General features: G+C 62.5%; 21 protein-coding genes, 1 tRNA gene and 9 pseudogenes. 21 read left to right on the forward strand and 10 right to left on the reverse strand.

The window, feature by feature from the left end; all coding sequences use genetic code 11:
• The first annotated feature begins 19 nt into the window (after positions 1 to 19).
• Positions 20 to 778 (forward strand): MauE/DoxX family redox-associated membrane protein, encoded by a 759-nt coding sequence (locus JI59_RS03865; RefSeq protein WP_007015308.1) that lies wholly within the window; start codon positions 20 to 22, stop codon positions 776 to 778.
• 31 nt (positions 779 to 809) lie between these two features.
• On the opposite strand, the gene JI59_RS03870 is transcribed toward JI59_RS03865, so the two are convergent.
• Together JI59_RS03870 and mutL are read right to left on the reverse strand one after the other, a co-directional pair.
• A complete protein-coding gene (locus JI59_RS03870) occupies positions 810 to 1,334 on the reverse strand; it encodes a hypothetical protein (RefSeq protein ID WP_007015309.1) in 525 nt (174 codons plus the stop codon).
• Complete coding sequence (gene mutL, locus JI59_RS03875) at positions 1,331 to 3,154, reverse strand: DNA mismatch repair endonuclease MutL (protein ID WP_007015310.1); 1,824 nt, start codon at positions 3,152 to 3,154, stop codon at positions 1,331 to 1,333. The genes JI59_RS03870 and mutL overlap by 4 nt, the downstream gene beginning before the upstream one ends.
• 185 nt (positions 3,155 to 3,339) lie before the next feature.
• Here mutL and JI59_RS03880 point away from each other — a divergent pair, with 185 nt between their 5' ends.
• The 6 genes from JI59_RS03880 to JI59_RS03905 all read left to right on the forward strand — a co-directional run bounded on the left by JI59_RS03880 (position 3,340) and on the right by JI59_RS03905 (position 9,274).
• Positions 3,340 to 4,386, forward strand: a complete 1,047-nt coding sequence (locus JI59_RS03880) for a rod shape-determining protein (RefSeq protein WP_007015312.1) — start codon at positions 3,340 to 3,342, stop codon at positions 4,384 to 4,386.
• 64 nt (positions 4,387 to 4,450) lie between these two features.
• Positions 4,451 to 5,338 (forward strand): rod shape-determining protein MreC, encoded by an 888-nt coding sequence (locus JI59_RS03885; protein ID WP_007015313.1) that lies wholly within the window; start codon positions 4,451 to 4,453, stop codon positions 5,336 to 5,338.
• Entirely contained in the window at positions 5,335 to 5,880 is a 546-nt protein-coding gene (locus JI59_RS03890; protein ID WP_337999257.1) for a rod shape-determining protein MreD, read from the forward strand. The genes JI59_RS03885 and JI59_RS03890 overlap by 4 nt, the downstream gene beginning before the upstream one ends.
• A complete protein-coding gene (mrdA, locus tag JI59_RS03895; RefSeq protein ID WP_007015315.1) occupies positions 5,877 to 7,988 on the forward strand; it encodes a penicillin-binding protein 2 in 2,112 nt (703 codons plus the stop codon). Before JI59_RS03890 ends, mrdA begins: the two co-directional genes overlap by 4 nt.
• Positions 7,985 to 9,097: a rod shape-determining protein RodA gene (gene rodA / locus JI59_RS03900; protein ID WP_007015316.1), complete on the forward strand. Its 1,113-nt coding sequence runs from the start codon at positions 7,985 to 7,987 to the stop codon at positions 9,095 to 9,097. Before mrdA ends, rodA begins: the two co-directional genes overlap by 4 nt.
• A 101-nt stretch (positions 9,098 to 9,198) precedes the next feature.
• A tRNA-Lys gene (locus JI59_RS03905) sits at positions 9,199 to 9,274 on the forward strand.
• 282 nt (positions 9,275 to 9,556) lie between these two features.
• Here JI59_RS03905 and JI59_RS03910 read toward each other — a convergent pair.
• Positions 9,557 to 10,135 carry a LysR substrate-binding domain-containing protein gene (locus tag JI59_RS03910; RefSeq protein WP_160289720.1) on the reverse strand — a complete coding sequence of 193 codons (579 nt, stop codon included), beginning with the start codon at positions 10,133 to 10,135 and terminating at the stop codon, positions 9,557 to 9,559.
• 105 nt (positions 10,136 to 10,240) lie between these two features.
• Positions 10,241 to 10,579 (reverse strand): annotated as a pseudogene (locus JI59_RS03915) (integrase core domain-containing protein); the annotation flags it as partial.
• 153 nt (positions 10,580 to 10,732) lie between these two features.
• On the opposite strand from JI59_RS03915, the pseudogene JI59_RS03920 reads away from it, so the two are divergent.
• The 3 genes and pseudogenes from JI59_RS03920 to istB all read left to right on the forward strand — a co-directional run bounded on the left by JI59_RS03920 (position 10,733) and on the right by istB (position 14,618).
• Positions 10,733 to 12,014, forward strand: a pseudogene (locus JI59_RS03920) (IS110 family RNA-guided transposase).
• Positions 12,015 to 12,270: 256 nt separating this feature from the next.
• Positions 12,271 to 13,785 (forward strand): IS21 family transposase, encoded by a 1,515-nt coding sequence (istA, locus tag JI59_RS03925; RefSeq protein WP_081474075.1) that lies wholly within the window; start codon positions 12,271 to 12,273, stop codon positions 13,783 to 13,785.
• Entirely contained in the window at positions 13,782 to 14,618 is an 837-nt protein-coding gene (istB, locus tag JI59_RS03930) for an IS21-like element helper ATPase IstB (RefSeq protein ID WP_007015321.1), read from the forward strand. The genes istA and istB overlap by 4 nt, the downstream gene beginning before the upstream one ends.
• A 270-nt stretch (positions 14,619 to 14,888) precedes the next feature.
• Here the strand turns inward: istB and JI59_RS25985 are convergent.
• The 3 genes and pseudogenes from JI59_RS25985 to JI59_RS03950 form a co-directional block, all read right to left on the reverse strand.
• Positions 14,889 to 15,721 (reverse strand): annotated as a pseudogene (locus tag JI59_RS25985) (IS3 family transposase); the annotation flags it as partial.
• A 38-nt stretch (positions 15,722 to 15,759) separates the two neighbouring features.
• Positions 15,760 to 16,415, reverse strand: a pseudogene (locus JI59_RS27545) (IS3 family transposase); the annotation flags it as partial.
• Positions 16,384 to 16,743, reverse strand: a complete 360-nt coding sequence (locus JI59_RS03950) for a hypothetical protein (protein WP_007015325.1) — start codon at positions 16,741 to 16,743, stop codon at positions 16,384 to 16,386. The gene JI59_RS03950 and the pseudogene JI59_RS27545, both read right to left, overlap by 32 nt.
• Before the next feature lie 9 nt (positions 16,744 to 16,752).
• Between JI59_RS03950 and JI59_RS27550 the strand changes: the two genes are divergently transcribed.
• Both JI59_RS27550 and JI59_RS26005 read left to right on the forward strand, forming a co-directional pair.
• Positions 16,753 to 18,105, forward strand: coding sequence for a hypothetical protein (locus JI59_RS27550; RefSeq protein WP_038575483.1), 1,353 nt, complete (start codon positions 16,753 to 16,755; stop codon positions 18,103 to 18,105).
• Positions 18,106 to 18,242: 137 nt separating this feature from the next.
• Positions 18,243 to 18,494 (forward strand): annotated as a pseudogene (locus tag JI59_RS26005) (transposase); the annotation flags it as partial.
• Here JI59_RS26005 and JI59_RS26010 read toward each other — a convergent pair.
• From JI59_RS26010 to tnpA (JI59_RS03965), 3 genes and pseudogenes are all read right to left on the reverse strand, one after another.
• Positions 18,492 to 18,875, reverse strand: a pseudogene (locus JI59_RS26010) (transposase domain-containing protein); the annotation flags it as partial. The pseudogenes JI59_RS26005 and JI59_RS26010 overlap by 3 nt on opposite strands.
• Before the next feature lie 71 nt (positions 18,876 to 18,946).
• Positions 18,947 to 19,239 (reverse strand): annotated as a pseudogene (gene tnpB / locus JI59_RS28105) (IS66 family insertion sequence element accessory protein TnpB).
• Between the two features lie 46 nt (positions 19,240 to 19,285).
• Positions 19,286 to 19,630 (reverse strand): IS66-like element accessory protein TnpA, encoded by a 345-nt coding sequence (gene tnpA, locus JI59_RS03965; RefSeq protein WP_007015330.1) that lies wholly within the window; start codon positions 19,628 to 19,630, stop codon positions 19,286 to 19,288.
• 194 nt (positions 19,631 to 19,824) lie between these two features.
• Between tnpA (JI59_RS03965) and JI59_RS03970 the strand changes: the two genes are divergently transcribed.
• From JI59_RS03970 to JI59_RS04010, 9 genes and pseudogenes are all read left to right on the forward strand, one after another.
• Positions 19,825 to 20,778 carry an IS4/Tn5 family transposase DNA-binding protein gene (locus JI59_RS03970; RefSeq protein WP_038576919.1) on the forward strand — a complete coding sequence of 318 codons (954 nt, stop codon included), beginning with the start codon at positions 19,825 to 19,827 and terminating at the stop codon, positions 20,776 to 20,778.
• Between the two features lie 73 nt (positions 20,779 to 20,851).
• Positions 20,852 to 21,292 carry an IS66-like element accessory protein TnpA gene (tnpA, locus tag JI59_RS03975; protein ID WP_223308190.1) on the forward strand — a complete coding sequence of 147 codons (441 nt, stop codon included), beginning with the start codon at positions 20,852 to 20,854 and terminating at the stop codon, positions 21,290 to 21,292.
• Complete coding sequence (tnpB, locus tag JI59_RS03980) at positions 21,289 to 21,636, forward strand: IS66 family insertion sequence element accessory protein TnpB (RefSeq protein ID WP_007015837.1); 348 nt, start codon at positions 21,289 to 21,291, stop codon at positions 21,634 to 21,636. Before tnpA (JI59_RS03975) ends, tnpB (JI59_RS03980) begins: the two co-directional genes overlap by 4 nt.
• A 61-nt stretch (positions 21,637 to 21,697) precedes the next feature.
• Positions 21,698 to 23,017 (forward strand): annotated as a pseudogene (tnpC, locus tag JI59_RS03985) (IS66 family transposase); the annotation flags it as partial.
• Positions 23,018 to 23,165: 148 nt separating this feature from the next.
• Positions 23,166 to 24,410: a site-specific integrase gene (locus JI59_RS03990; protein ID WP_037467461.1), complete on the forward strand. Its 1,245-nt coding sequence runs from the start codon at positions 23,166 to 23,168 to the stop codon at positions 24,408 to 24,410.
• Positions 24,411 to 24,421: 11 nt separating this feature from the next.
• Complete coding sequence (locus JI59_RS27950) at positions 24,422 to 25,363, forward strand: tyrosine-type recombinase/integrase (protein ID WP_274378227.1); 942 nt, start codon at positions 24,422 to 24,424, stop codon at positions 25,361 to 25,363.
• Positions 25,356 to 26,363, forward strand: coding sequence for a site-specific integrase (locus tag JI59_RS04000; protein WP_037467462.1), 1,008 nt, complete (start codon positions 25,356 to 25,358; stop codon positions 26,361 to 26,363). Before JI59_RS27950 ends, JI59_RS04000 begins: the two co-directional genes overlap by 8 nt.
• 110 nt (positions 26,364 to 26,473) lie before the next feature.
• Positions 26,474 to 26,692: pseudogene (locus tag JI59_RS04005) on the forward strand (transposase domain-containing protein); the annotation flags it as partial.
• Positions 26,689 to 26,991: a plasmid pRiA4b ORF-3 family protein gene (locus JI59_RS04010; RefSeq protein WP_052117810.1), complete on the forward strand. Its 303-nt coding sequence runs from the start codon at positions 26,689 to 26,691 to the stop codon at positions 26,989 to 26,991. The pseudogene JI59_RS04005 and the gene JI59_RS04010, both read left to right, overlap by 4 nt.
• Position 26,992 lies beyond the last annotated feature (1 nt).

Raw genomic sequence — 26,992 nt, forward strand, 5'->3', positions numbered from 1 at the left:
CAGACGAAACTGCACAGCCATGATCGATCCCAACAAGTCCGCCGTTCTCTATCGCATGGTGATGGAGAAGCACATCTGCCCCTTCGGGCTGAAGTCCAAGCATCTGCTCGAAAGACATGGCTACCGGATCGACGACCGATGGCTCGAGACGCGCGAGCAAACCGATGCGTTCAAGGCCCGGCATGAGGTCGAGACGACGCCGCAGACTTTTATCGCCGGGCAACGCATCGGCGGCTACCAGGAGCTGCGCAAGTTCTTCGGGGAAAAGGTCCGCGATCCCGACGAAAAGAGCTACAAGCCGGTCATCGCGATCTTTGCCACGGCCGCCGTGCTGGCACTTGCTGCGAGCTGGGCCTCGCTCGGAACGGTCCTGGCAGTCCTGCCGATGGAATGGTTCGTTTCGATCTCGATGATGCTGCTGGCCATGCTCAAGCTGCAGGATGTCGAGCAATTCTCGACGATGTTCCTGGGCTATGACCTGCTGGCGCGGCGCTGGATCCCCTATGCCTATGCCTACCCCGTGCTCGAATGGGTGGCAGGCGCACTGATGACGGCGCACGTGCTGCCGTGGATTTCCATTCCCATCGCCCTGTTCATCGGCTCGGTTGGCGCAGCCTCGGTCTATTACGCGGTCTATGTCCAGAAGCGCGAACTCAAGTGCGCGTGCGTCGGCGGTTCGGGCAATGTCCCGCTCGGCTTCGTTTCGCTCACAGAGAACCTGTTCATGATCGGGATGGGCCTTTGGATGTTCGCAAAAGCCGTGTCTTCGGGGATCTGATCCCCGCCGCGGCGCCGGGAAAACCGCGCGGTCAGGCGCTGCAGTCGACCGTGCCGTCTGCCATGAAGGCCACCCGTTCCTGCGAATCGTGCAGGATCAGGCGGGCCGGCCAGACATTCCCGTCCGCTCCGGTTCCCGAGTCGGGCAGCCGGACGATGTCCAGCCAGCTCGACAACCCGATGTACGTCGCGCGCGCACCGCCGGGCAGTTCCGCACTCTGCGTCTTGGCCGCAAAGCGCTTGAGATCGCCCTTGATGCGCAGGAAACCGTCGACGCTGTCACCGAAGAAGATCGGATCCGGCCTGTCGCCAGCGCTGCCTGCGCTCCCGACTTTCTCAGTCTTGCGGAAGAAACAGCCCGGTCGATCGAGGCCATAGCGATCGATATCGACCGAGGTAATCGCATCGGGAACGATGGGCTTGAACGGCTCGCGGCTCATGCGCTCGACCATGGCGATGTCCTTGGCGTCCTGCGCGGCTTCCTCTTGTGGATCCTTCTCCTCGCAACCGGCGAGGAGCGAGAGGAAAACCAGAACAGCCAATGTCTTGCGCATCATTTTCGTCCGAACAGCTTCTCGATATCCTGATGAGCAAGCTTAACCCACGTAGGGCGTCCATGGTTGCATTGGCCCGAGCGCGGCGTGCGTTCCATCTCGCGCAGCAGGGCGTTCATTTCCGCGACCGTCAGCGAACGGCCCGCGCGGACCGAACCGTGGCAGGCCATCGTCGCCAGCACGAGATCGAGCTTTTCGCCCAGCAGCAGCGCATCGCCGTTCTTTGCAAGGTCGTCGGCCAGATCGCGCAGCAGGCCCTGGACGTCGGTCTTGCCAAGCACCGAGGGGACTGCGCGCACCAGCATGGCCGCCGGGCCGAATCGCTCCAGCACAAGGCCGAAGCGGGCCATGTCGTCGATCCTGTCCTCCAGCGCATCGCAGGCGACTTCTTCCAGTTCGACGACTTCGGGAAGCAACAGCGCCTGGCTGCGCACCATGGCATCCTCCGCCCCTGCCGCCTTGAGCCGCTCCAGCACCAGTCGTTCATGCGCGGCGTGCTGGTCGACGATGACCAGCCCGTCTTGCGCCTCGGCCACGATGTAGGTCCCGGAAACTTGTCCGCGTGCCACGCCGAGCGGATAGTGCAGCGCCTCGTCGGGCTCATCGCCGGCCTGCTCGGCGCGGGCGGCAGGCGGTGCCATGACCTCGGCCTCGTAGGATTTCCAGGCCGTGCCCGCCTCGGACAGGCGCGATCCGGAAAAGCCGGTGCGCGGCGCGGAATATTGCCGGGCAAAGAGCGAGCCGAGAGCGGGAGCCGGCTCCGGAACTACGGGTGCGGCCGGCTCGACCTGCCAGTTGCCCATTGCCGATGCCGATGGCGGCTGCGCGCTCTTTTGTCCCGCCCCCTCAAGCGCATGGCGCAGGGCCCCCACGAGGAAACCGCGCACGAAGGCGGGATCACGAAAACGCACTTCGGTCTTGGCGGGATGGACGTTGACGTCGACCTCCTCGGGCGGAATCTCGAGGAACAGGGCGAGTACCGCGTGACGGTCGCGCGCCAGCATGTCCGAATAGGCGCCGCGTACCGCGCCGACCAGCAGGCGGTCCTTCACCGGCCTGCCATTGACGAAAAGGTACTGGTGATCGGCAACGCCGCGATTGAAGGTGGGCAGCCCGGCGACCCCGGTAAGCCTGGCGGTTCCGCGCTCGGCCTCGATCACCACGCCGTCATCGGCCAGTTCACGGGCGACCAGGCGGGCGACGCGCGAAGCCAGTTCCTCGCGAGGCTGCACCGCGACCACGCGCCTGCCGTCATGCTCCATCACGAAGCCGACATCTGGCCGGGCCATCGCCAGGCGGCGCACGACGTCCTGACAGGCGGCATATTCCGAACGCGGGGTGCGCAGGAACTTGCGGCGCGCGGGAACCTTGCCGAAGAGGTTTTCCACCCTGATCCGGGTACCGGGCGGCAGCGCGGCCGGGCCGTCGGCGGCGACTTCGCCGTGATCGACGATTCGCTTCCAGCCCTCGGCGGCGTCGCGCGGGCGACTCTCTATCGTCAGCCGGGCAACCGATCCGATCGAGGGAAGCGCCTCGCCGCGAAATCCCAGAGTCGAAACCTGCTCGATATGCTCGTCCGGCAATTTCGAGGTCGCGTGGCGTTCGAGCGCCAGGGCGATTTCGTCGGGCCGCATCCCGCAGCCGTCATCGGTGACTTCGATCATGTCGAGCCCGCCCGACGCGATCCGCACGGTCACCTGACTGGCCCCGGCATCTATAGCATTTTCAACGAGTTCCTTGAGCGCAGAGGCCGGTCGTTCGACAACTTCACCCGCCGCAATCCGGTTGACGAGATGTTCGGGCAGGCGGCGAATTGTGGGCATGGGCCATTTCTAGCGGTGAAACGCCGTCAATTCGAGACGGACGCCCAAAGAATCCCACTACAATTCGACACAAAATTTTGGCGTTTCCCGAATCGATGGGTTAAGGGACCACCTTCCATGCCAACAAGCCTGTCATCCGATCCCAGCAGTGATCGACAAATGACTGGAAAAACGACGGATAACTGATGGCCTCGCCCTTCTCGCGATTCTTCAAACTCGGCTCCCAGAATATGGCGATCGACCTCGGGACCGCCAATACGCTCGTCTACGTACAGGACCGTGGAATCGTGCTGAACGAACCGTCGGTCGTGGCCATCGAGACGCTCAACGGCGTCAAGAAGGTCAAGGCCGTGGGCGATGACGCCAAGATGATGATGGGCAAGACTCCCGACAACATCGAGGCCATCCGTCCCTTGCGCGACGGCGTCATCGCCGACATCGAAATCGCGGAAGAGATGATCAAGCACTTCATCCGCAAGGTGCATGGCAAGAAGAACCTGTTCCGCTATCCGGAAATCGTGATCTGCGTTCCCTCGGGCTCGACCTCGGTCGAACGCCGCGCGATTCGCGACGCGGCCTCGAATGCCGGCGCCAGCCAGGTCTACCTGATTCTCGAACCGATGGCCGCAGCCATCGGCGCCGACATGCCGGTGACCGAGCCGGTCGGCTCGATGGTCGTCGACATTGGCGGCGGCACCACCGAAGTCGCCGTCCTTTCGCTGCGCGGCCTCGCCTACACCACTTCGGTGCGCGTCGGCGGCGACAAGATGGACGAATCGATCGTCTCCTATGTGCGCCGTCACCATAACCTGCTGATCGGCGACGCCACGGCAGAGCGCATCAAGAAGGATTACGGCATCGCCATCACGCCCGAAGACGGCATCGGCGAAACCATCCACATCAAGGGCCGCGACCTCGTCAACGGCGTGCCCAAGGAAATCACGATCAGCCAGGCCAACGTGGCCGAAGCGCTGGCCGAACCGATCGGTGCGATCATCGAGGGCGTGCGCATCGCGCTTGAGAATACCGCCCCCGAACTGGCAGCCGACATCGTCGATCAGGGCATCGTCCTGACCGGCGGCGGCGCGCTGATCCAGGGACTCGACGACTACCTTCGCGAGGAAACCGGCCTGCCTGTCAGCGTCGCCGAGGATCCGCTGTCCTGCGTCGCACTCGGCACCGGCCGCGCGATGGAAGACCCGATCTACCGCGGCGTACTGATGTCCGCCTGATCTGTCGCAAGCGGGCGGCCCCGGCGCACGATGCGGGGCCGTTCGATGAAGGAGTGCAAGGCGCATGGCGCCGCCAGCAAACCGGCGCTCCGGCTTTTCCCGCAGAGCGCAATACTCGACGTTCCTCAGCTACATCGCAGGTGCGATCGGCGCCGTGGTGGGATTGGGACTCGTCGTCATCTCCATCGCCAATCCCGGCGCTTTCTCGGGCCTGCGCGGTGCGGCTGCAGACGTCACCGAACCGGCGGCGAAGGCAACGGCTGCGGGACGCACGGTATCGAAGACCGTCTTCAGCGATATTGCCGGCTTCTTCAAGTTCGGCAGTGAGCATGCTCGTCTCGAACGCGAGCTGGCCGAGGCCAAGGTGCGCCTTGTCGAGGCCGATGCCATCCGCGCCGAGAACAGGCGCCTCAAGCAGCTGCTGGACCTGACGCGATCGGACGAAGGCGCGGTCGCCACCGCGCGCCTGACCAGTTCGACCAGCGGCAGCACGCGGCGCTATGCCACGCTCGATGCCGGACGCGACAAGGGCCTGACCAAGGGCATGCCGATCCGCTCGAAGCTGGGCCTCGTCGGGCGCATCCTCGAAGTCGGCGCTTCGACCTCGCGGGTCCTGCTCATCACCGATACCGAGAGCCTCGTGCCGGTCCGCCGCTCTACCGACGGCGTTCCCGCCTTTGCGCAGGGCAACGGCGACGGCACCTTGCGCATCCGCCTGATCAACCTTGGCATCAACCCGCTCAAAAAGGGCGATGTCATGGTCACATCGGGCTCTGGCGGCCTCTATCGCCCGGGCACGCCGATGGCGATCCTGACAGAGATCGTGCGTGACGGCGCGGTCGCGCGCGTGCTCAGCAATCCGTCGGACACGGACTACGTCATGGTCGAGAAGGTCTGGACGCCCAAGCCTCCGCCCCCGGCCCGGGAAAACAGCGAGACGTTCGCCGAATGATGGGACCGCGACGCAGCGCTGCGACCGGTCCGCGAATCAATCGCGCTCCCTCGCCCCTGGTGGCGCTGACCCTGCCCTGGATCTCGATCATGCTGGCATCGGTGGTGCCGGGCTGGGCGATGATCGCCTCGGCGCCGGTCCTGCCACCGCTCGGCTTCCTGTTCTTCATTTCCTGGCAGCAGCTGCGACCCGGCCTGCTCCCGATCTGGGCCGGCCTGCCGCTCGGCCTGTTCGACGACCTGTTCTCGGGCCAGCCCTTCGGCTCGGCCGTACTGCTCTGGTCGCTTTCGGCCATCGTCCTCGAAGTGATCGAAACCCGGCTGCCCTGGCGCAATTTTGTGACCGAGTGGCTGGTAGCGATCGGGCTGATCGTCGCCTATATCGTACTCAGCCTCGCCCTCGTGAACATCGCCGGCGCCGCTGCCCCGATTCATGTTATTGTGCCGCAGATCGTGATTTCAGTGCTCTCATACCCGCTCGTCGGACTTATCGTTGCGAAGATCGACCGGATCCGGCTTACGCCGTTGATGGTCCTCAAATGAAGTTCAAATTCAAGTTCAACTTCAAGCGCCATGTCAGCATGGCCACCTTGCGCAACAGCTTCGACCGCCGCACCGTGGTTCTCGGCACTGTGCAGGGCGGCATCGGCGTATTGCTGGCCGCGCGCATGAGCTATCTCGCGGTAGCGCAGAACGAGAAGTACAAGCTCGAAGCTGAGAGCAATCGCGTAAACCTGTCGCTGATCCCGCCGCGGCGCGGCTGGATCCTCGATCGCCGTGGGACCCCGCTTGCCTCGAACCGCGCCGACTTTCGCGTCGACGTCATTCCCGAGCGCATGCAGGACAGCGCACGCACCATCGCACAGCTGGGCAAGCTCCTCGAGCTGTCACCCGTCGACATGCAGGACCTCGAGGACAAGCTCGACAAGGCGCGCGGCTTCGCGCCGGTCGAAGTCGCCTCCAACCTCGACTGGGAGCGCTTTGCCGCGGTCAGCGTCAGGCTGCCCGACCTGCCCGGCGTCGTCACCCAGCGCGGCTACTCGCGCGACTATCCGACCGGACCGTCGGTAGGCCACCTCGTCGGCTATGTCGGCGCGGCCTCGGCCGAGGAGTACGAGAAGGACCACGATCCCATCCTGATCACGCCGGGCTACAAGGTCGGCAAGGACGGGCTGGAAAAGATCTTCGAGCACGAATTGCGCGGCAAGCCCGGTGCCCGCCGCGTCGAGGTGACGGCCTCGGGCCGGATTGTACGCGATCTCGACACGCGCGAGGACGTGCCCGGCAAGACGATCAAGCTAACCATCGACAGCGGATTGCAGGACTACGCGGCGCGGCGCATCGGCGTGGAATCGGGCGCCGTGGTAGTAATGGACTGCCACTCGGGCGACGTTCTCGCGATGGCCTCGATGCCCAGCTTCGACCCGAACAGCTTCTCGGACGGAATCGGCCGCCTGGAATGGAAGATGCTGGCGGACGACGATCATGTTCCGCTGCGCAACAAGGTCCTGCGCGGTCTTTATCCACCCGGTTCGACGGTAAAGCCGATGGTGGCGCTCTCCTTCATGGAAGCCGGGCTCGATCCTGAGGAAAGCGTCTTCTGCAGCGGCGGCCTGAGGGTGGGCAATCGCGTGTTCCACTGCTGGAACCGGCGCGGCCACGGCCAGGTCAACATGGCCAAGGGCATCTACCAGAGCTGCGACGTCTATTTCTATCACTTCGCCCAGCGTATCGGGATGGATCCGATTGCAGCGATGGCGCGCAGGCTGGGTCTGGGCCAGGAGTTCGACCTGCCGGTAGTGGGGCAGTCCTACGGCACCGTCCCGGACCCGAGCTGGAAGCTGAAGAAGTACGGCAAGGAATGGCAGACCTTCGACACGGTCAATGCCACGATCGGTCAGGGATACTTCCTCGTGAACCCCTTGCAGCAGGCGGTCATGGCCTCGCGCATAGCCAGCGGCAAGGTCCTTATGCCGCGCCTGCTCTACGGCCACGAGAACGAACGCGTTCCCTCTCTCGGCATTCCCCAGGAGCACATCGACTTCGTGCACCAGGCCATGTCGGACGTCGTCAATGGACCGGGCACCGCGCACCGCGCCGCCCTGCCCATCGATGACGTCAAGCTCGCAGGCAAGACCGGCACCGCGCAAGTGGTCGGCCTCAACGTCAGCAGCGGCAAGAGCGGCCCTTGGAAGTACCGCGACCATGGCCACTTCATCTGCTTCGCGCCCTTCGACAACCCGCGCTATGCCTGCGCGGTCGTGATAGAGCACGGCGGCGGTTCGGGCGCGGCCTATCCTGTCGCGCGCGATGTCATGACCTACTTGTGGGATCCCGATCTCGCGCTCGAAAAGCTGCACGCATTCGAGAAGGAATGGGGCGGCACTGCCAAGGAGCGGCTCGATGCGCGCTACCAGTCCTACGTCGCCCAGTACGGCGTGACCGCGCCCAAGGTGTCGGCCGATGAGGAAAGCCGCAAAGTCCGCGAATCGGAAGAAGACCAGAATGAGAGCCAGCCCATAGTGCGCGAGGCGCAGTCGCCGCGCCCCGAACCGGTGGCAACCGGCAGCGCCGAGGCCGGCGCCGCCGAAAATCCCGGCCCGCGAGCGAATTCCGACAGCCGCACGAATACGAACGGGGGGACGCAATGAACCGTTCCGTCGTCCCCGACGCGGTCGCGCGCCAGCCCTGGCAGATGCTCATCCCGCTCTTCGCTCTCGTCTGTCTGGGCGGGGCGGTGCTTTACTCCGCGGCCGGCGGACACCTGCAGCCCTATGCCCTGAGCCACGTGATCCGGTTTCTCGTGTTCCTGGTCATGGCGATCGTGATCTCGCGCTTCAGCCGCAACCTGTTCCGGCAGGCGGCCTATCCGATTTACGGCGGCATCATCGTGCTGCTGGTGCTGGTGGAGACAATCGGGGCCATGGGCGGCGGTAGCCAGCGCTGGCTGAATCTGGGTTTCATGACGCTGCAACCCTCCGAACTGATGAAGCCCGCGATCGTGCTGGTCCTCGCCAAGTTCTACGAGTCGCTTCCCGCCTCGATGATCGGAAGCTGGCGCGGCCTCGTGCCTGCGGGGGTGTTGATCGGCATTCCGGCCTTTCTGGTGATCCTGCAGCCCGACCTGGGCACCGCACTGGCAATCTGCTTTGGCGGCGCGATCATCATGTTCCTGGCCGGCCTGCCCTTGTGGTGGTTCGTGAGCGCCGGCGTGGCGGTCATGATCACCATTCCCATCGCGTTCTTCACGCTGCTGCACGGCTACCAGCGCAACCGCGTGCTGACCTTCCTCAATCCCGAGGAAGATCCGCTGGGGACGGGCTATCACATCACCCAGTCCAAGATCGCCATCGGATCGGGCGGCATCTTCGGCAAGGGCTTCGGCAACGGTTCGCAAAGCCACCTGCAGTACCTGCCCGAGCCCCATACCGACTTCGTCTTCGCCACCATGGCCGAGGAATGGGGCATGATCGGCGGCTTCTTCGTGATCGCCGTCTTCGGCATCGTGCTGTTCTGGAGCCTGTCGGTCGCGCGCAGGTCGCCCGACCGGTTCGCCAGCCTGCTGGCGGCAGGCATGACGGCCACCGTATTCTTCTACGTCGCGATCAACCTGATGATGGTCATGGGGCTCGCCCCGGTCGTTGGCATTCCGCTACCCTTCATGAGCCATGGCGGCACGTCGATGCTGACGAACATGATCTGCATCGGCTCGATAATGGCGGTAAACCGCTGGAATCAGAAGCCGGGATCTTTCTCCTGAAATTGTTGAAAGTTTCCTCTTCTCATCCGCGAAACAGACGTTATACGGGCCGCTCCGCCGCCGAATCGGCGGGGCCGCAAGGCCCTCAAGGCAGGTAGCGTGGACGCATAGCTCAGTTGGTAGAGCAGCTGACTCTTAATCAGCGGGTCCTTGGTTCGAGCCCAAGTGCGTCCACCAATTTCTCCATATATTTCAACGTATTAAATGGCCCTTGGGCCAACCGGATTTCCGCTCGCAGATCGCTAGGTAGCTCTCTAGGTAGCAGCGGATCCGGCGACGGTTGATCAAGGTATTGCGACGAAAAGCTGGCTCCAGCGTGTGCTCGAGCCTGTCTTGCTCTATCAACACCTAGGGTTCAGTGACCCGGATTGAGAATCGCGGCGTTTTTCCGCAGTGCTTCGACAACTGTATCGGTCACTGCCCGCACTCTCGGCATGTGGCGCATGTCCACATGCACACCTATCCAGATGTCTCGAACAAGGTCAGGTCTGTCGGGTACAGGCGAATTAGCCCGGGCTCCCCATCGGCACGATAGCGGGCGAGCGCCGCAACCCCGGCCCCTGCAAGAGTCGCGTGAACCTGCACTTCGCGGCTGTTGGAGCGAAAACCGATAAGCGCATCGGGGAAGGCATCCCGCAGCCATTTGGCCTCCGGCAAATGCGCCTGATCGTCGAGCACCGTTACGAGGCGGGCTTGCCCCTCCTCAATGGGCCGGGCCATATCCGGGGCTGAGTACAGTCCCATGGCGAGCGCGCCGACGCGTCGGGCTACCACCTCGTTCCCCTCGAAGCGAGACATGCGCAGCGCGATATCGGCCTCCCGCTTGGACAGGCTGAGCGAACGCGTGTCGGGAACCAGTTCGACAACGATGCCCGGATGCTTGGCTTGCAGGGCAACGAGCGCCGGGGTGACGATCCGCGCTGCAAGCGTGTCGACCGTGGTCAGCCTGACTAGGCCTTCGAGCGCCACGTCCTTGCCGGTGATGGTGCGTTCGGCGGCCAGGACCTCTGCTTCCACGCGTTCGGCGTTGCCCAGCACAGTCTCTCCAAGGGGAGTCAACGCATAGCCACCGGGCAGGCGCTGCAGCAACCGCGCACCCGTCCGTGACTTGACCGGCCCCCACCGAGTGGTCCGCTGGGATTGTTAGTGCATTGACGCGTCCATCGCCAGTGTTGGCCGCAGGTGGAGCGAAGCGGAACCGGCGGGCGACACTGGCGATGGAACGGCCTCCGGCGCCGGTGGTCGATATCCCAGCGAGCTGTGCGGCCGGACGGTGTTGTAATGCCGCCGCCAAGCCTCGATCAGGATCCGGGCCTCCGCGAGCGAGTAGAAGATCTCGCCGTTGAGCAGCTCATCGCGCAGGGATCCGTTGAAGCTTTCACAATAGCCATTCTCCCATGGCGATCCGGGCGTGATATACAGCGTCTTCACGCCGATCTGGGCGAGCCATTGCTGCACCGCCGTCGCGATAAACTCCGGGCCGTAGCACATTGGGAAGCTGCCCCTCAAAGGCAGCGTTCGCCGTGATGGAGACAAGGGCGCGTAGCGCCCGCAGGCTTCATCACGGCGGCCATGACCGGCCAGCGGGTCTCTAAAGTGAAGTTGTCGACTCAACACTTTGGAGACTGACCGACCATGACCAAGCGTAATCCTACTCTCGCTGACGCCGTGCTGGTAGCTATCGATATGTCAAAGCACCGTCAGGAGGTTCTCATCGAACGCCCGGAGGGCGGACGGCGACGGCGTAAGACAGTGATGGCGACGAAGGCCGATTACGACCGCTTGGCATCCGACCTGGCTGACATAGGCAGGCCTATTACCGTCGGCTTCGAGGCGACCGGCAACTATCATCGGACATTGGCGCATCGCCTCCTGAGTGCTGGTTTCGAGTTGCGTCTTATTTCGTCCGTCGCTCTGGCGCGGACCCGCGAGGCGCTGCACAATGGCTGGGACAAGAACGATTCCAAAGATGCCCAGGTGATCTTGCATATGCTTCGGATCGGCGCCACCCAGCGCTACGTCGATCCGCTTGCCGCCGGTATCAACGATATTCAGGAGATGTCGAAGACCCACGAGGCGATCTCCAAGGCCAAGACCCAGACATGGCACCGGATCCTGACCCACTATCTGCCGCTGTACTTCCCTGAGATCGAGCGCTTCGCCGGCAACAGCCGGTCTGATTGGTTCCTCGCCTTGCTTGAACGCTTCCCGACGCCCGGTAGCATGACAGTGCTCGGCCAGGAGGCCTTCACGCACGAAGCCTGGTCACTTGTTGGCCGCAAAGTCTCCAAAGCACGGTTGCTCAACGATATTTATGAGACAGCCTGCGCATCCATCGCACTGCCAGTCGATGAGGATTCTGTTGCGATCACCATGTTCCGCATGGTCATCGCGCAAGCGCGAAGCCTGATCCGGCAACGCGACGAGATTGAGCGAACCGCTCATGCCCTGCTCAGCGACAACCGCGATTATCAGCTCTTGCGTATGATTCCTGGAATCGGGCCGATCAACGCGCTGACTATCCTCGCGGAGGCCGGCGACCTTCGCAGGTTTGCCCACCATCGCCAGTTCCTCAAGTTCTGCGGGCTCGATCTTGCAACCTGTCAGTCTGGCACCTTCCGTGGACGGACCAAGCTCTCGAAGTATGGTAACGCCCGGCTGCGCCGGACGTTCTGGATGGCTGCACAGGTTGCAGCGCGCCAGCGCGACAACAGCTTTCGCGACAAGCTCGGTCGCTACATGGAAGGACATCCCAACGACCCTGATCGCCGCCGCAAGGCGATGACCGCTCTGAGCGCCAAGATGGCGCGCGTCGCTCACGCCGTCATCAAGACGGGAACCGAGTACCGCCCGTTCCTCGAACGGGCGGACACCAGATGGAAGGACCCCTCTCTGCTGTGCCGTGAGGGCGCAATAGCGACCCTGTAGATAATGTTCGGGCCTTCCATCTGGCATCCGCATCTCATTTTAAGGACGGTGCTGCGCGACAAACAAGATGAGAATGGCGCGACAATCAGGATGAGAACGCGTCCGGGGACCGGGAGGCCGGAGGGCGTAGCCCGAAGGCATTTCGGTCTCCGGACGCAAATGGTCTTTCGCCTTGGCGGGGAAGCTATGGGTGATCGCGATGTGTCTGGTATCGAACGGCTTTTTCCTTTCGGGAGAGCCGTCTTGTGCCGGGCAGACACGTCAACGATCATCAGATGAGGCTTTACATGACATTGAGACGAACCCTGCCGCCGGTGACAGCGGCGGCTGCCTGCGCGTTCAGCCCGGCAACAGCATACAGGATCGAGAGCGACACCCGTTTGCCGTCGCAGAAGAAGGCGGCGCGCGGAAGGCGGCGTCCCGATCCGCTCGCGGAGATCTTCGACAGCGAGATCGTACCGCTGCTGGAGGCGGCTCCTGGAATCCGTGCCGTTGCGGTGTTCGAAGAAATGCAGCGGCGGCATCCCGAACTGCCCGATGGGGTGCGGCGGACGATGGAGCGGCGTATCAGGGCCTGGCGAGCACTGCGCGGTCCCGAGCGCGACGTGATCTTCCGCCAGGTACACGAACCCGGTCGGCTTGGCCTGTCCGATTTTACCGCCATGGGCGACCTCGGCGTCACCATCGCCGGTGAGAGGCTCGATCACCTGCTCTATCACTTCAGGCTCGCATGCTCGGGCTTCGAGCATGCTCATGTGATCCTGGGCGGCGAAAGCCATGTGGCGCTGGCCGAGGGATTGCAGAATGCGCTGTGGACGCTGGGCGGTGCGCCGCGGGAGCATCGCAGCGACAGCCTGTCGGCCGCGTTCCGCAACTTCACCCGCGATGCAAGGGAAGATCTCACCCGCCGCTATGATGCGCTGTGTGCGCATTACCGGATGCAGCCGACCCGCAACAATCGCGGCGTGGCGCACGAAAACGGCGCGATCGAAAGCCCGCATGCTCACCTGAAGGCCGCTGTTCGCGATGCATTGCTGCTGCGCGGATCGAATGACTTCGCCGATCTTACCGCCTACCGGCGCTTCATCGACGAGATTGTCGCGCGCAAAAATGCAAGGAACGCCAGGCGCATCGATGCCGAGCGGGCCGTGCTGCAGCCGCTGCCTGCAACCAGGACGACCGATTACGAGGAGATGCTGGTCGCGGTGACGTCCTCAGGCGGTTTTACGCTGCGCAAGGTCTTCTACACCGTTCCCTCGCGCCTGATCGGCCATCGGCTGCGGGTGCGTCTCTACGACGACCGGCTAGATCTCTTCCTGGGCGGAACCGCGCTGTTCACCCTGCCGCGTGGTCGCGCCGAAGCGAGCGGCAAGCATGGTCATGTCGTCGACTACCGCCATGTGATCCATGCGCTCCGGCGAAAACCCATGGCGCTCCTGGGGCTGGTCTACCGCGACCAGCTGTTCCCGCGTGAGGCTTATGCCCGGATGTTCGAGCGGCTGCGCGAGCGGCTTGCCGATCGCATGGCCTGCCGGACCATGGTCGAACTGCTCAGCCTGGCACATGAACGGGCCTGCGAGGCCGAACTGGCTGGCGTGCTCGCGGACCTGCTCGCTTCGCCCAACGGTATGCCCGAGATGGCGACGCTGCGTGCCCGGTTCGCACCAGATCCGGCCTCGTTGCCCGAAGTACGAATCGATGCGGTTCCGCTCGCCCTCTACGAAACGCTGCTCGACCAGCGCGTGGAGGAAATAGCATGATCCAGGCAATCGACACCACCAAGCTCACCCTCATGCTCAACGAGCTGCGTCTTCCGACGATCAAGCAGATGTGGCCGAGCTTCGCGGAACGGGCGGACAAGGAAGGCTGGCCGGCAGCTCGCTTCCTTGCCACTATCGCCGAACACGAGATCGCCGATCGCGACCGACGCCGCAGGGAGCGGCATCTCGCCGAAGCCAAGTTGCTCCCCGGAAAGACGCTCGACACGTTCGACTTCGATGCCGTGCCGATGATCTCCAAGGCGCAGGTTATGGCCATCTGTGCAGGCGATGGCTGGCTCGGCAACGGCGCCAATCTGATCCTGTTCGGACCACCCGGCGGGGGCAAATCGCATCTCTCCTCGGCGATCGGTCTGGCGCTCATCGAAAATGGCTGGCGGGTGCTGTTCGCCCGGACCTCCGATCTCGTCCAAAAGCTCCAGGTCGCACGCCGCGAACTGGCCCTCGAAAATGCGATCAACCGGCTCGACAGGTTCGATCTGCTCATCCTCGACGATCTTGCCTATGTCGCCAAGGATCAGGCCGAAACCTCAGTCCTGTTCGAGCTGATCAGCGCCATATACGAACGGCGCTCGCTGCTTATCACCGCCAACCAGCCCTTCGGCGACTGGAACAAGGTCTTCCCCGATCCAGCCATGACGCTCGCCGCAGTGGATCGTCTCGTCCATCATGCGACCATCTTCGAAATGAACGTCGAGAGCTATCGCAGGCGCACCGCCATCGATCGCAAACAGCATGGCCCAGGCCGACCGGCAAAATCCGCCACGCCGAAAAACACAGCCATGTCGCTCAGCGACAATCAACCCGCAACATAGGGCTTGCCAGCGACAATCAAACACGACAAACAGCCCCTCGTCGCGATCATCGCTTCTCACCTTGATTGTCGCAACTTCTCATCCAGAATGTCGCGCTACAGGACGGTGAGGACCACGCCCCGCGCGGACGCTGGATCCTGTGTTTGCTATGGCCGAGAGCGCATTCCTTGACGATGGAAGCCATCTGGATCAAAACGCAACCAGCGCCGACCACCCTCGGCGCAACGAGACCCGCTGGTCATTTTCCAGTGCTGCTTCCCGACCTAGGACGTTGTCCGACCGGATATGCGCCGGCGGCCCACGCGTGACGAACAGCTCGGCCAGTGCCGCGAGCACGTCGTCGCTCTTGAGCTTACGCGCCACCGGCAACGCCAGGCACTCCCGGCTCGCCTCGTCGATGATCGACAGGATCCGGTATTTGCGACCATCGTGCGTCCGGCCCTCGACGAAGTCGTAGGACCAGACATGGCCGGGATATTCTGGCCGCAGCCGGATGCACGATCCGTCGTTCAGCCACAGACGCCCGCGCTTCGGCTGCCTTTGTGGCACCTTCAGCCCTTCGCGGCGCCAGATACGCTCAACCCGCTTGCGGTTCACATGCCACCCCGCATTGCGTAGCAACGCCGTCACCCGGCGATAGCCATAACGACCATATTGCCGGGCCAGCGCGATGATATCCTCTGTGAGGGCCGCTTCGTCATCCGCCCCGCGTGGCGCCTTGCGCTGCGTCGATCGGTGCTGCCCGAGCACACGGCACAGCCGCCGCTCGGACACCGGCATCATCATTCTGATGTGGTCGATACAGCGCCTGCGGCGTGCGGGGCTCAGAAGTTTCCCCGGGCAGCCTCCTGCAGGATCAGCTTGTCCAGCGTCAGGTCCGAGATCGCACGACGAAGCCGCACATTCTCCTTCTCCAGATCCTTCATCCGACGCGCCTGATCGGTCTTCAGGCCGCCATATTCCTTGCGCCACCGATAATAGGTCTGCTCGCTGATCGCGATCCGACGACACGCCTCGGCGGTCGTGGCGCCCTGCGCAAGCACAACCTCCGCCTCACGTAGCTTGCCGATAATCTCTTCCGGGCGATGCTTCTTGCTCGGCATTCTATATCTCCTTCGTCGTCCAAAATATCATCAATTTTGGACCACTCAGAAGGGGGCAGATCAAAATCACCATCGAGCCAGTTCGCTGCGACACCCAGACGATGTTGGCTGTCGGTCGTGACCTTGTGTTTGCGGGTACGAACCGGCTTGATCGAGTTGATCCGCATCAGTCGACCAACCCGACGCTCGCCGACATCGAGGCCTGCCTCCTTCAGTTCCATCGTCATACGGGGACGACCGTAACTGCCAAGGCTCAGGCTGTACTGCTCCCGGATATGCGCCAACACCTTCATGTCCATGCGCGCTCGCCGGCTGATCGGGCGAGACCGCCAGGATCGGTAGCCACGGGTGCTGACACGCAGAACCCGGCAGATCACCTCCACCGGCCAGACATGGCGCCAGCTCTCCACGAACGCGAACCTCACGGTTTTTGGCTCGCAAAGAACTGCGTGGCCTTTTTTAGAATATCCCTCTCCTCCTTGAGGATACGGTTCTCCCGGCGAAGCTGCTCGTTCTCGCGTGCCAGATCGGTATCGGGGCTGGTGGGTAAATCCTCCCTGCGATGTAAACTCACCCAGCGTGTCAGCGTTGACAGTCCGATGCCCAAATCGGCCGCAACGCGCTTGCGCGGCAAACTGCTGGTCAGTGCAATGCGCACCGCTTCACGCTGAAACTCTTCTCCGTGTTTGATCATCTCTTCGGTCTCCTTGAATGAGCAATATGCTCTCAGCTGACCGGCACAAAACCGTTACAAGTCCAGCCTGCATCTCGTTGCCCAGCCCGTTGACCTCGCAGGAGCGAAAGGCGGAGCGAACGGCGATGCGGCCAAACCTTTCCTGCAAAGGCTCGAGCAGCTCCTCGCAGAGCTTGGTTCCTGCAGCGATCGCCAAATCAGGATCGTCCGGCAGGTTGTTCAGACCGTGGACCGCCGCAATGTCGGAGAACAGGAAATCGCGCATGAAGAACGACTTCGACAACCGAAACTGCGCATCAAAATCGCAGCGATCGCGCTCGACCTTCATTGCACGCAATTGACGGATACCATCGCGCTCGAAGTCGAGATCGCAGGCAAAGCCCCATCCCTGGAATTACCGGACGGCGTAAGCTGTTTCATGCGCGCAATCACCGTTGCGAACGAACGGGGGTATGATGCCGCGGCGCTGTTCGCGAAAGCACAGCCTAGAATGACGCTTGGTTCGGTGCCGCTAAGCGAGGTCACCCGCTGGTTGGGAATCCGCCTTCGCGACGAGCGGACTGGCGTGGAAGTCGCCTTCACCCTTGGCGCGCGGCTGGTCGGGGTGCCTGATGGGCGCGACGCCGCCGTACTGCGGGCGCACATTGCGAATGTCGAGAATTTCTTCCGATATTTGAGCTTGCTACTCGGGAGCTTGGGGGAAGGTAGCTTCCTCGAGAGCGAGACTGCTGGCGAAGGGCAATGGCTGCGCCGGCTCGGTCAGGGCGGAGCATCGCTTCTCGAACCGATGGTCCGCGCTCTAAGTCTCGATAGCGGCGAGCTCGTCGAGATCGATCAGCTCATCAAGCGTCTCGAAGATCCGGAAGGCGGCGCGCCGTACTTCATCGACAAGGCTCAAGTCGAAAACTTCGCTGAGATACCACTTCGCAACGGACGAATGCGCGCGCTCGCCGACACGGCCTTCCAATACGGCCTTGATCGTGCGCTGTGGATTCCGCCTTCCCGTCCTTCGTTCGGAGAGCCTGTCCCTGCGACCAAGACGCTGGTTTTCTCGGACTGGTCGATGGTCCCGGATGCGATTGCGGCACTTCTCTCGCATGAGGCGAGCCGGCGCATGAACATGTCACTGGACCTGGTGGGGCGCACAAGCCGCCCAATCGGCGTCGAAGAAATGATGCCGATGTTGTGTCCGTCTCCGACCCTTGCCGCTTGGGTGGATCCCTTGCAGCTAGAACAGCGCCATGGACGAGCGGGCACTTATGCTGAACTGCTTGTCCAGGTTCGTCAGGTTCTGGGGGAACGCCTCAATCCGGCGTGTCTTTCCCGACTGGCCGAGCGATCCGACCGCCTGTTGCCCCTTACAATCGAGGCCGAACTGGACCGGGGTGTGGACTGGGGCCGCGTCGGTGCCATTGAGCACGATGCGCATGACGAACATGGCGCGATGGCACGGACAATCGAAGCGATTAAGCAGGCATTGGATTCCGACGACCATCACGGCGACCCCGATCCAAGAGACATAGTCGACAAGCTGGCGGAATTTGCGCTTGGCTCGCCTGCGACCTGCGCACTTCGCGCGCTCGCTCGCCTTTGCCCGGAGTTGCAGATCGACGATCCGGCGCTAGTCGGCGCGGCGATCGTGGTCGCGCTCGGGTTTCGCAGCCTGTACAACCAACCATTATATCGGTGACTTATAAGTTTCTGATATAGTTGATAAAAATAGGCTATTTTTGACCTGTGCAGGAACTGTGTAGAACTTTTTGCGGTTTGCCTCGAATGTCGTGAACTTGAAACCGCCGCTTTCTCGCTATTTTTGGTCAATGGGAGCCGGTGCTGCGCCGCTATGCCGAGACCCGTTATGCCGCCAAGAGCTGGGGCGACAATGGCAGGCGTGTCGTCGCCCGCATCGAAGCCAGTACGATGGGGCTCGATATCCGCTTCGTCGTCACCTCGCTCAAGGCCGGTAGTGCCGAACATATCTACGACACGCTCTATTGCGCCCGCGGCCAGGCGGAGAACCTCATCAAGCTTCACAAGGCTCGGTTGAAGAGCGACCGCACCTCGTGCCGTTCGGCCAATGACGAGGCGCTCGCGCGGCAGGTGTTCGGGGAACGGCTTCCTGGCGGGGCGCTTACGTTCGAACGGGGCGACGTTCGTCGTCCTAGCGGCGGCCATCTCGGCGGCAAGGTCATCTTCACTGGCGCTGGCCTCAAGCTCTTCGAGCTGCAACTCGAGCTGGTCGAGCAGACGGCGACTGCGCTCCGAGTGGGGGCCGAAGCGCTCGCGGCCCAGCTTGGCGATCTGCAGCTTGAGGTGTGCAATCAGGGCCTGGTCGGCGGAAGCCTTGGCACGTGCGCCCGCAAGTTCCGCCTCGGCTTCGGTGGCGCGCCGGGTCACGGAAACCACCAGCGCCTTCAGCGCTTCAACGTCGTCCGGCAGGTGCGAAACGGCAGCTTCCATGACCGGAATGAATCAACATCTGGCGCCCGGCGCAAGGCGAAAATGCGGCTCCTGCGAAGAAAATCCGCGCCCTATCCCGCGCTCGCCGGGCGCCACGAATACTGCGGGTTGCGCCAGTCGATGCCGTCGAGCAGGCAGGCCAGCTGGGCACTGGTCAACGACACTACGCCGTCCATCGCCGAGGGCCAGATGAACCGCCCCTTCTCGAGCCGCTTGGCGTAGAGTGACAGCCGATACCGTCGTGCCAGATGATCTTGACCAGCGAACCGCCTCGGCCGCGAAAGACGAACAGATCGCCGCCATGGGGATCGCGCTTGAGGCTCTGCTGAACCATCAGCGCCAGCCCCTGCATCCCCTTGCGCATATATCGGTGTGACCCATCGCGATCCACACCCGTGCGCCCGGAGGGATCACCGCAGCGCCTTCAACGCCGCTGCAGCAAGGGTCGCCGACGCCGATGCGAAGATGTTCACCCGGCTGCCGCGCGCCAACTCGATGATAATCACCGGCGGTGTGATCGGCGGCGGCGCATCACCTCCAACCACGACAACTGCCTCGGCAAACCCGGGCTCGGTGACCACCTGCCGTAGCTTGTTCCGCCATGTGTAGATCAACGCCGACGAAACATCATACCGCCGCGCCACCTCAGCCACGCAGGCTCCGGGCGAGAATGCCTCGGTCAGAATCTGAACCCGCTCTTCCTCGCTCCACCGACGGCGCCGCTCCGGTCCCGAAAACACCGTTATCTGACCCATCAACCGCTCCTGAGTGCGCAAATAAGAGCACACTCAAGACCGGTCGTTCACCCGCCCGGCAAGGCGGGTCCCGCCGGCTTGCGATTACCCATAAGTATTTGAATCACTTACGGGTCTCCAAGAGAAAATTGTTGAATCGGATGAATCAGTTATGATTCATTCACGAGCACCGTGATGTGCTCGTGAGGTGCGCGATGCAGGCCGAAAGCGAAAAACTGCTGCTTCTGGGTGACCACTGGTCGCGCAGCGAGGTCGACGAGACCGCATTCAGAGATGCCCGTCTCGGGCGCCGGTTCGGCGATTTGCTTTGCCGCCTGAGCGATAGAATGGGAGGAACAATCCCTCTGGCCTGTCAGGACTGGGCAAGTACCAAAGCCGCATATCGGTTCTTTTCCAACCCAAAGGTCGAGGAAGCGGATATCCTGGCGGGCCACCTTGAGGCGACCAAGGGGCGGTATGCTGTATCCGAAGGCCCGATCCTCGTGCTTCAGGATACGACGGAGTTCACCTATCAGCGCCGGAACCCGCACGACATCGGCTTCACCAAAAGCGTCAACAGCGGCCGCGACAAGAATGGCCGGCTTCGACATCATGCGGTATGCGGAATACTGATGCATTCGAGCCTAGTCGTGACCGAGGAAGGACTTCCTCTCGGCCTGGCCGCGGTCAAATTCTGGAACCGCGATAAGTTCAAGGGCACTGCCCAACTCAAGCGGAAGATCAACCCGACGCGGGTCCCTATCGAAGCAAAGGAGAGTGTTCGCTGGCTCGATAATCTCCGTCAATCGATCACCCTGCTGGGGCAGCCGGATCGCTGTGTTCACGTCGGTGACCGAGAAAGCGACATTTACGAACTCTATTGCCTCGCCAGGGATCTTGGCACCCACTTCGTCGTCCGAACCGTTGTCGATCGACTGGCTGGCAGCGGCGACCACACCGTAAAGAGCGAAATGCGTGAGGCTCCGAGTGCGGGTACGCATAGTATCGAAGTAAGGGTCGATGACGACAAGGTCGAGCGCGTGACCCTCGATATCCAGTATAAGCGGATCCACGTCTACCCGCCGATCGGGAAGCAGAAGAGGTACCCGTCGCTCGATCTGACGGTGATCCATGCATCGGAAGTCGGAGTTCCACCAGGCCGAAAGTAAGCGTGGTGTGAAGGCCGCCTTGCATGATGGCGTTGGGATAGGCTGATTACCGCTCTCTTGTGGAGCGGTGCCGATGGACGATATCGACGATGACGGAACGAGCAGTCATACGACTGGTCATATGAGCACTCGTATGACTGGTCGCGTCGAGATCGTAGGGCGCGTGTCGGGCCGTCGGCGCTGGACGGTGGAGCAGAAGCTGGCGATTTTGCGGGACGCCTTCGGACCGGATGGCTCGGTTCGGTCGGCCTGTGAACGGCATGAAGTCGGCAGCGGGCAACTCTACACCTGGCGGCGCCTGGCGATGTCTGGTGAGTTGACGGGAACGAGGCGGACGGCATTGCCGGCTTTTGCCGAGGTTGAGATATCGGAGCCCTTGCTTCCGGCTGTTTCATCTCCCGCCCGAGCGGGTGGCGAGATCGGGATCGAACTGCCTTCGGGCGTGAAGCTGACGGTGGACACTGCAGTCGATGCCGATGCGCTGGCGCGGGTGATCAGCGTGCTGTCTCAATGATCCCGTTGCCTCCTTCGACACGCATTTATCTTGCCTGCGGTGTGACCGACATGCGTAAGGGCTTTAACGGTCTGGCAGTATTGGCGCAGCAAGTGCTGCACGAGAACCCGCATTGCGGGGCGCTGTTCGCCTTTCGGGGCAAGCGCGGTGATCTGGTCAAGCTGCTGTGGTACGATGGTCAGGGCATGTGCCTGTTTTCGAAGCGTATGGATCGTGGGCGTTTCGTGTGGCCGGTGACGAAGACAGGCAAGGTCAGTCTCACCTCGGCGCAGCTTTCGATGCTTCTGGAAGGCATCGACTGGCGTCGGCCCGAGCGGACGACTGTGCCTCTTCTGGCGGGATAAAAGCTCACGGATTCCGTTGGTTTTTCTGGCATTGGACCACCCGATTCGCTAAAGGATCACGGTGTCGGATCAAGCCTCCTCCCCCATCGACAAGGATGCCCGGATCGCCGAGCTGGAAGCGGCTCTGGCGGCCCGCGATACGCTGATCGAGACGCTGCGTTTTCAGCTCGCCCAGCTTAAGCGGATGACATTCGGCCAGTCGTCGGAGAAGCTCAGCCGCCAGATCGAGCAACTCGAACTGGCGCTTGAGGAACTGGAAGGCGAAGCCGCTGTTGCTGATGTTGCCGCAACGGCATCGGCAACCGGCAACCAGCGCGCGACACCGATCCGTCAGTTCCCCGGTCATCTTCACCGCAGCGAGCGCCGGATCGAACCGGAAGCGGGAAGCTGCGCCTGCCCCGATTGCGGCGGCGCCCTGCGCCCGCTGGGCGAGGACAGCGACGAGATGCTCGACGTGGCGCCGGTGAAGTGGCGCGTCATCCGCACCGTGCGGCCCAAGTATTCCTGCCGGTCCTGCGAGAAGATCGTCCAGGCGTCCGCCCCGGTAAAAGCGGTCGCGCGCGGCAAGGCCAGCTTCGCGACGCTCGCCCATGTGGTCGTGAACAAGTTCGACCATCACCTGCCGCTCTATCGCCAGGCCGAGATGATGGCGGCGCAAGGGGTCAGTATCGACCGCTCGACCCTGGCCGGTTGGGCAGGACAGGCAGCCGCGCTGCTCGATCCCATTGTTGCCCGCATTCGTGAACAGGGCCTCAAGGCCGGCAAGCTACACACCGACGATACGCCCGTGCCGATGCTGGTGCCGGGCAAGGGCAAGACCGCGCAGGCAAGGCTGTGGACCTATGTCATCGATGATCGCGCATCGGGTGCCACTGGTCCGGCTCTGGTCTGGTACCGGTTCACGTCCGATCGCAGCGGCATCCATCCGCAGACCGAGCTCAAGCACTTTGCCGGTCTTCTTCAGGCCGACGCCTATGCCGGTTACGACAAGCTCTATGCGGGCGGTCGGATCAGGGAAGTCGCCTGCTGGGCGCATTTCCGGCGCAAGATATTCGAGAACCACCAGACCAGCCCGACGCCGCTGACCACGGATCTGCTGGAACGGATCGCCAGGCTTTACCGGATCGAGGAAGAGATACGCGGTAGGCCGCCCGACGTCCGCCGGCGATGTCGCCAGGAACGAAGCAAGCCGCAGATCGAGAGCCTGCGCGTAGCCATCCATGATGCCCTGCACCGCCTGTCGCCCAAGTCGGCGATGGCCAAGGCGCTCGCCTATGGCCGCAAGCGCTGGACGGCGCTCACCCTCTTCCTCGACGAGGGCGGTGCCGAGATCGACAACAACATCGCCGAACGGGCCATGCGTTCAATCGCCATTGGTCGGAATTATGCGAAGCGCCGGATTATGCGCAGGTGCCAACGGCGGGTTGTGCCCAGTCCGCTATTTTCCGCCGCATACGTTGCAGCATGACTAACTTTAGCTGCACATAATACGCTCCCCTCTCCGACCACCATCTGGAGAGGAGCGTTTTATGAAGTCTGATCTATTGCAGCCGGGTCCGCGCCGCTGGCTGACGAACAGTGTCTTTTCGTCCGTGGAGGAGGAGTATGTCTCTTATCTTCGAGCGGGCCGATATCATCCGCACACAGTGCGAGTGTATTTTGCTTGCGTCGCGCATTTCGCGAAGTGGACGACCGAGGAAGGCTTGGACATCGCGCTGATCGATGAGGCGGCGCAATGGAGGTTCCTGGATACCCATGTGCCGTCTTGCGATTGCCCTTACCCGGTCCGCAAGGTGCACCACGAGTTGCGCGTGGCTATCCGGCACCTTCTGCGTGTGCTTCGTGCCCAAAGGCGGATTGCGGCGATCGAACAGAGGGGCTGGCTCGATGGTGAACTGGCGGCCTTCGATCGCTACATGCGCGATGTCGGTGGCCTGGCGGACACAACGCGGCGGCAGCGGATCCATATCATTCGCCGGCTGCTCCTTGAGCGGTTCGGTGATGGCGAGATTGATCCTGAGAAGCTCGACCCGGCAGTCGTCCGGCGCTTTGTCATCGGCGAAGGCCGTTGTTGGAGTAGTGGCGCCGTGCGTGTCGCTGGCGGCACAGTTGGATGTTATTTCAAGTTTCGCAAGATGTTGGGCGATGATGTCGGTCGGCTCTTGCAGGCGATTCCGCGGGCCGCGCATTGGCGCCTGGCGGAGTTGCCCGACGTGTTGTCGCCAACCCAGATTGACGAGGTTCTCGCGTCATTCGACGATCATCTGCCCTCACGGCGGCGCGCTTACGCAATGGTCAGATGCGTCACCGATCTCGGGCTACGATGTTCCGAGGTCGTAAAACTTCGCCTCGACGACGTCGATTGGCGCAACGGGATCATTCGTATAGCCAGGACCAAGACGCATTTCACCGACAGCCTTCCATTGCCGGTGGCCACCGGCGACGCCATCGCAGACTATTTGCGCCATGAGCGGCCGAAGACCAGTAACCGTGCGATTTTCGTTCGCCATGTAGCGCCGTATGACGTCCCGATCAGGGCGGGCGTCGCCAAGCATGCGGTGATCGCGGCTTTCGCACGATGCGGATTGGATCGGACTGATCCCCACATCCTTCGTCACAGCATCGCGAGCCGCCTGCTCAGCGACGGCACGCCCATGAAGCACATCGCCGATATCCTGCGTCACCGTAGCCTCGACACGTCGAAGATTTACACCAAGATCGATCTCCGTCGGCTGTCGGCCGTGGCCATGCCCTGGCCAGGGAGGGCCTCATGATGTCGATTACCATGACAGCGCAGGTAGAGGCCTACCTTGCCGAGCGTACATCGCTGGGCTTCCGTGGAGATGGGCCGAACGCCAGCCAGCTTCGATCCTTCGGCAGTTTCTTCGATAGTTCTGGCCACCAGGGTTCGCTGACATCGGACCTAGCCATTGAGTGGGCAAAGGGGCATGCGCGAGGCAGTGAACCGCGAGCGTGGGCGCGCCGGCTCGACATACTTCGGCCTTTCGCCGCCTACCTTCTGCGGGAAGATCCGGCCACTGAGTTCCCGCAGGCCCAGATATTCGGCAGGTCCCAGCGCAGGGCCACGCCCCATATCTACACTGAGGACGAGATCTCGGCGTTGCTTGCAGCGGCACGTCGCCTCGACCCAGAAGGTGGCCTGCGGCCTGCTGCGTTCGAAGCCTTTTATGGACTGATTGCCGCAACCGGCCTGCGCGTTTCCGAAGCGATCAAGCTGCGCTGCGCCGATGTGGACCTCGGAAGTCGATGTTTGACGGTCCGGATGACGAAGTTCAGCAAATCGCGGCATGTGCCGCTCCACGCCACCGTCGCCGTTGCGCTCGCCGACTATCTTGGCATGCGGGACCGCTTCCTGCCACGCGTGGCTGAGGATCCATTTTTCGTCTCGACCCCATCACGATCGCTAAAAAAGCGTGCGGTACATTGGACATTCCAGAAGTTGCGCGACGAAGCCGCCATCGTTGCCCGCGGTGCCTATCGCAACGTTCGCATCCATGACCTCCGGCACACATTTATCTGCAGGCGCATTCAACGGTGGCAAGCTGAGGGTGTCGATATCGACAATGCGATCGCGGCCCTCTCAACCTACGTCGGTCATGCAAAGGTGTCAGACACCTACTGGTATTTGACCGGCATCCCGGATTTGATGGCCACCGCAGGCAACCGCTTCGAGAGTTTTGCTTTCGGGGAGGCGGTTCATGACTGACCGTACCCCTCCAACATTGCCGACGCTCGTCCAGCGCTTCTTTCTGGATCATCTCGGTGAGCAGCGCGCGGTCAGCGCTCAGACCGTAGCGGCATATCGGGATACCTTGCGCCTGCTCCTCAACTACGCGGCCGTGGCACTCCATCGAACGCCCAGCGCTATCACGTTGCCCGATCTCGACGCGCCGTTGTTGCTCGCCTTTCTCGACCATCTCGAGAAGGATCGAGGCAACAGCGTTCGAAGCCGCAACGCACGTCTCGCCGCGATCAGGACGTTCCTTAAATATGCATCGCATCACGACCTTGCGTCGCTAGCAACGATAGAACGGGCGCTGGCAATCCCCTTCAAGCGATTTGATCGATCAATGGTCGGGTTTTTGTCACGGCCCGAGATCAGCGCCATTCTCGACGCACCTGACCGGCTTAGCTGGGCTGGACACCGCGACCGCGCCTTGTTCAGCATGATGTACAACACGGGCGCCCGCGTTTCCGAGATGATCGGCATGCGGTGCCGGGACGTTGTGCTTGAAGGTCAGCCCGCCGTGCATCTGCGTGGCAAGGGCCGCAAAGAACGCAGCGTGCCGCTCTGGCGTCTGACTGCCGCGCTCATCAGGTCCTGGCGCCGCCAGATCGGCGATCCCTCTGGGGATAGTTTCCTGTTTCCGAACCGAAGCGGCGGCCGCATGACCCGCTCGAACCTCACTCAGCGCTTGAACCTTGCCGTTGTGACCGCAGGTCGCAAGAATCCAAGTCTCCTTGACCGCCCGATCACACCCCATACGGTTCGGCACACAACAGCGATGCACCTGCTTCAATCGGGCGTCGATATCACCGTCATCGCCCTGTGGCTCGGTCATGAAGATACGGCCACGACGCATATGTACGTCGAAGCCGATCTCGCGATGAAGGAACAGGCTCTGATGAAGCTGCAACCAAGCGCCGCCGCGCCGGGCCGCTTCCGAGCCTCGGACAATCTGATGAGCTTCCTGCAGTCGCTGTGATTATGTGAAGTTTATGGCTGCGGGTCTAGTGCAACAACTGGCCCCGCCGTTGGCACCTGCGCATAATCCGGCGCTTCGCATAATTACGGTTATGGAAAGGTATGCATAACCGTAAGAACTGGCTGTTCGCCGGTTCGAAGGCGGGCGGCGAACGGGCGGCCGCGATCTATTCCGTCATCGAGACCGCCAAGCTCAATGGTCTGGAGTCGCAAGCCTACATCGCCGATGTGATCGAGAAGATCGCCAGCGGATGGCCGGCCTCGCGCTGGGACGAACTCATGCCATGGAACTGGACAGCCGAAGTCACGCCAGTCAGCATGGCGGCATGAGCGAGACCATTGCCCGCCTGCATATCGCGCTTGCCGATACCGATCCCTCGATCTGGCGGCGGGTCGATGTTCCGGTCGATGCCAACCTCAAGATGCTCCACGATGTCATCCAGGGCGCAATGGGCTGGCTCGACTATCATCTCTGGGAGTTCGAGGCAGGCGACAGGCGCTACGGCGTGACCGATCCCGACTGGCCCGACGATCGCCTGTTCGCGGCCAAAAACACCAGACTCAAGGCGCTGCTCGACCGCGATGTCCGTCAGCTGGACACCTCGAAGAACCGTCTGATTTTGGCTTGAT

This window comes from Novosphingobium pentaromativorans US6-1 (genome assembly GCF_000767465.1).
Lineage (GTDB): Bacteria > Pseudomonadota > Alphaproteobacteria > Sphingomonadales > Sphingomonadaceae > Novosphingobium > Novosphingobium pentaromativorans.

What these genes read in the sequence shown, in the direction of transcription:
- JI59_RS03990 (WP_037467461.1), top strand. Translation starts at nt 23,166, where the DNA reads ATGAAGTCTGATCTATTGCAGCCGGGTCCGCGCCGCTGGCTGACGAAC.
- tnpA (WP_223308190.1), top strand. Translation starts at nt 20,852, where the DNA reads ATGGACGATATCGACGATGACGGAACGAGCAGTCATACGACTGGTCAT.
- mrdA (WP_007015315.1), top strand. Translation starts at nt 5,877, where the DNA reads ATGAAGTTCAAATTCAAGTTCAACTTCAAGCGCCATGTCAGCATGGCC.
- JI59_RS03865 (WP_007015308.1), top strand. Translation starts at nt 20, where the DNA reads ATGATCGATCCCAACAAGTCCGCCGTTCTCTATCGCATGGTGATGGAG.
- mutL (WP_007015310.1), bottom strand. Translation starts at nt 3,154, where the DNA reads ATGCCCACAATTCGCCGCCTGCCCGAACATCTCGTCAACCGGATTGCG.
- JI59_RS04000 (WP_037467462.1), top strand. Translation starts at nt 25,356, where the DNA reads ATGACTGACCGTACCCCTCCAACATTGCCGACGCTCGTCCAGCGCTTC.
- istB (WP_007015321.1), top strand. Translation starts at nt 13,782, where the DNA reads ATGATCCAGGCAATCGACACCACCAAGCTCACCCTCATGCTCAACGAG.
- JI59_RS04010 (WP_052117810.1), top strand. Translation starts at nt 26,689, where the DNA reads ATGAGCGAGACCATTGCCCGCCTGCATATCGCGCTTGCCGATACCGAT.
- JI59_RS03950 (WP_007015325.1), bottom strand. Translation starts at nt 16,743, where the DNA reads ATGAAGGTCGAGCGCGATCGCTGCGATTTTGATGCGCAGTTTCGGTTG.
- JI59_RS03880 (WP_007015312.1), top strand. Translation starts at nt 3,340, where the DNA reads ATGGCCTCGCCCTTCTCGCGATTCTTCAAACTCGGCTCCCAGAATATG.
- JI59_RS03885 (WP_007015313.1), top strand. Translation starts at nt 4,451, where the DNA reads ATGGCGCCGCCAGCAAACCGGCGCTCCGGCTTTTCCCGCAGAGCGCAA.
- tnpB (WP_007015837.1), top strand. Translation starts at nt 21,289, where the DNA reads ATGATCCCGTTGCCTCCTTCGACACGCATTTATCTTGCCTGCGGTGTG.
- tnpA (WP_007015330.1), bottom strand. Translation starts at nt 19,630, where the DNA reads ATGGGTCAGATAACGGTGTTTTCGGGACCGGAGCGGCGCCGTCGGTGG.
- JI59_RS27950 (WP_274378227.1), top strand. Translation starts at nt 24,422, where the DNA reads ATGACAGCGCAGGTAGAGGCCTACCTTGCCGAGCGTACATCGCTGGGC.
- JI59_RS03890 (WP_337999257.1), top strand. Translation starts at nt 5,335, where the DNA reads ATGATGGGACCGCGACGCAGCGCTGCGACCGGTCCGCGAATCAATCGC.
- JI59_RS03970 (WP_038576919.1), top strand. Translation starts at nt 19,825, where the DNA reads ATGCAGGCCGAAAGCGAAAAACTGCTGCTTCTGGGTGACCACTGGTCG.
- rodA (WP_007015316.1), top strand. Translation starts at nt 7,985, where the DNA reads ATGAACCGTTCCGTCGTCCCCGACGCGGTCGCGCGCCAGCCCTGGCAG.
- JI59_RS03870 (WP_007015309.1), bottom strand. Translation starts at nt 1,334, where the DNA reads ATGATGCGCAAGACATTGGCTGTTCTGGTTTTCCTCTCGCTCCTCGCC.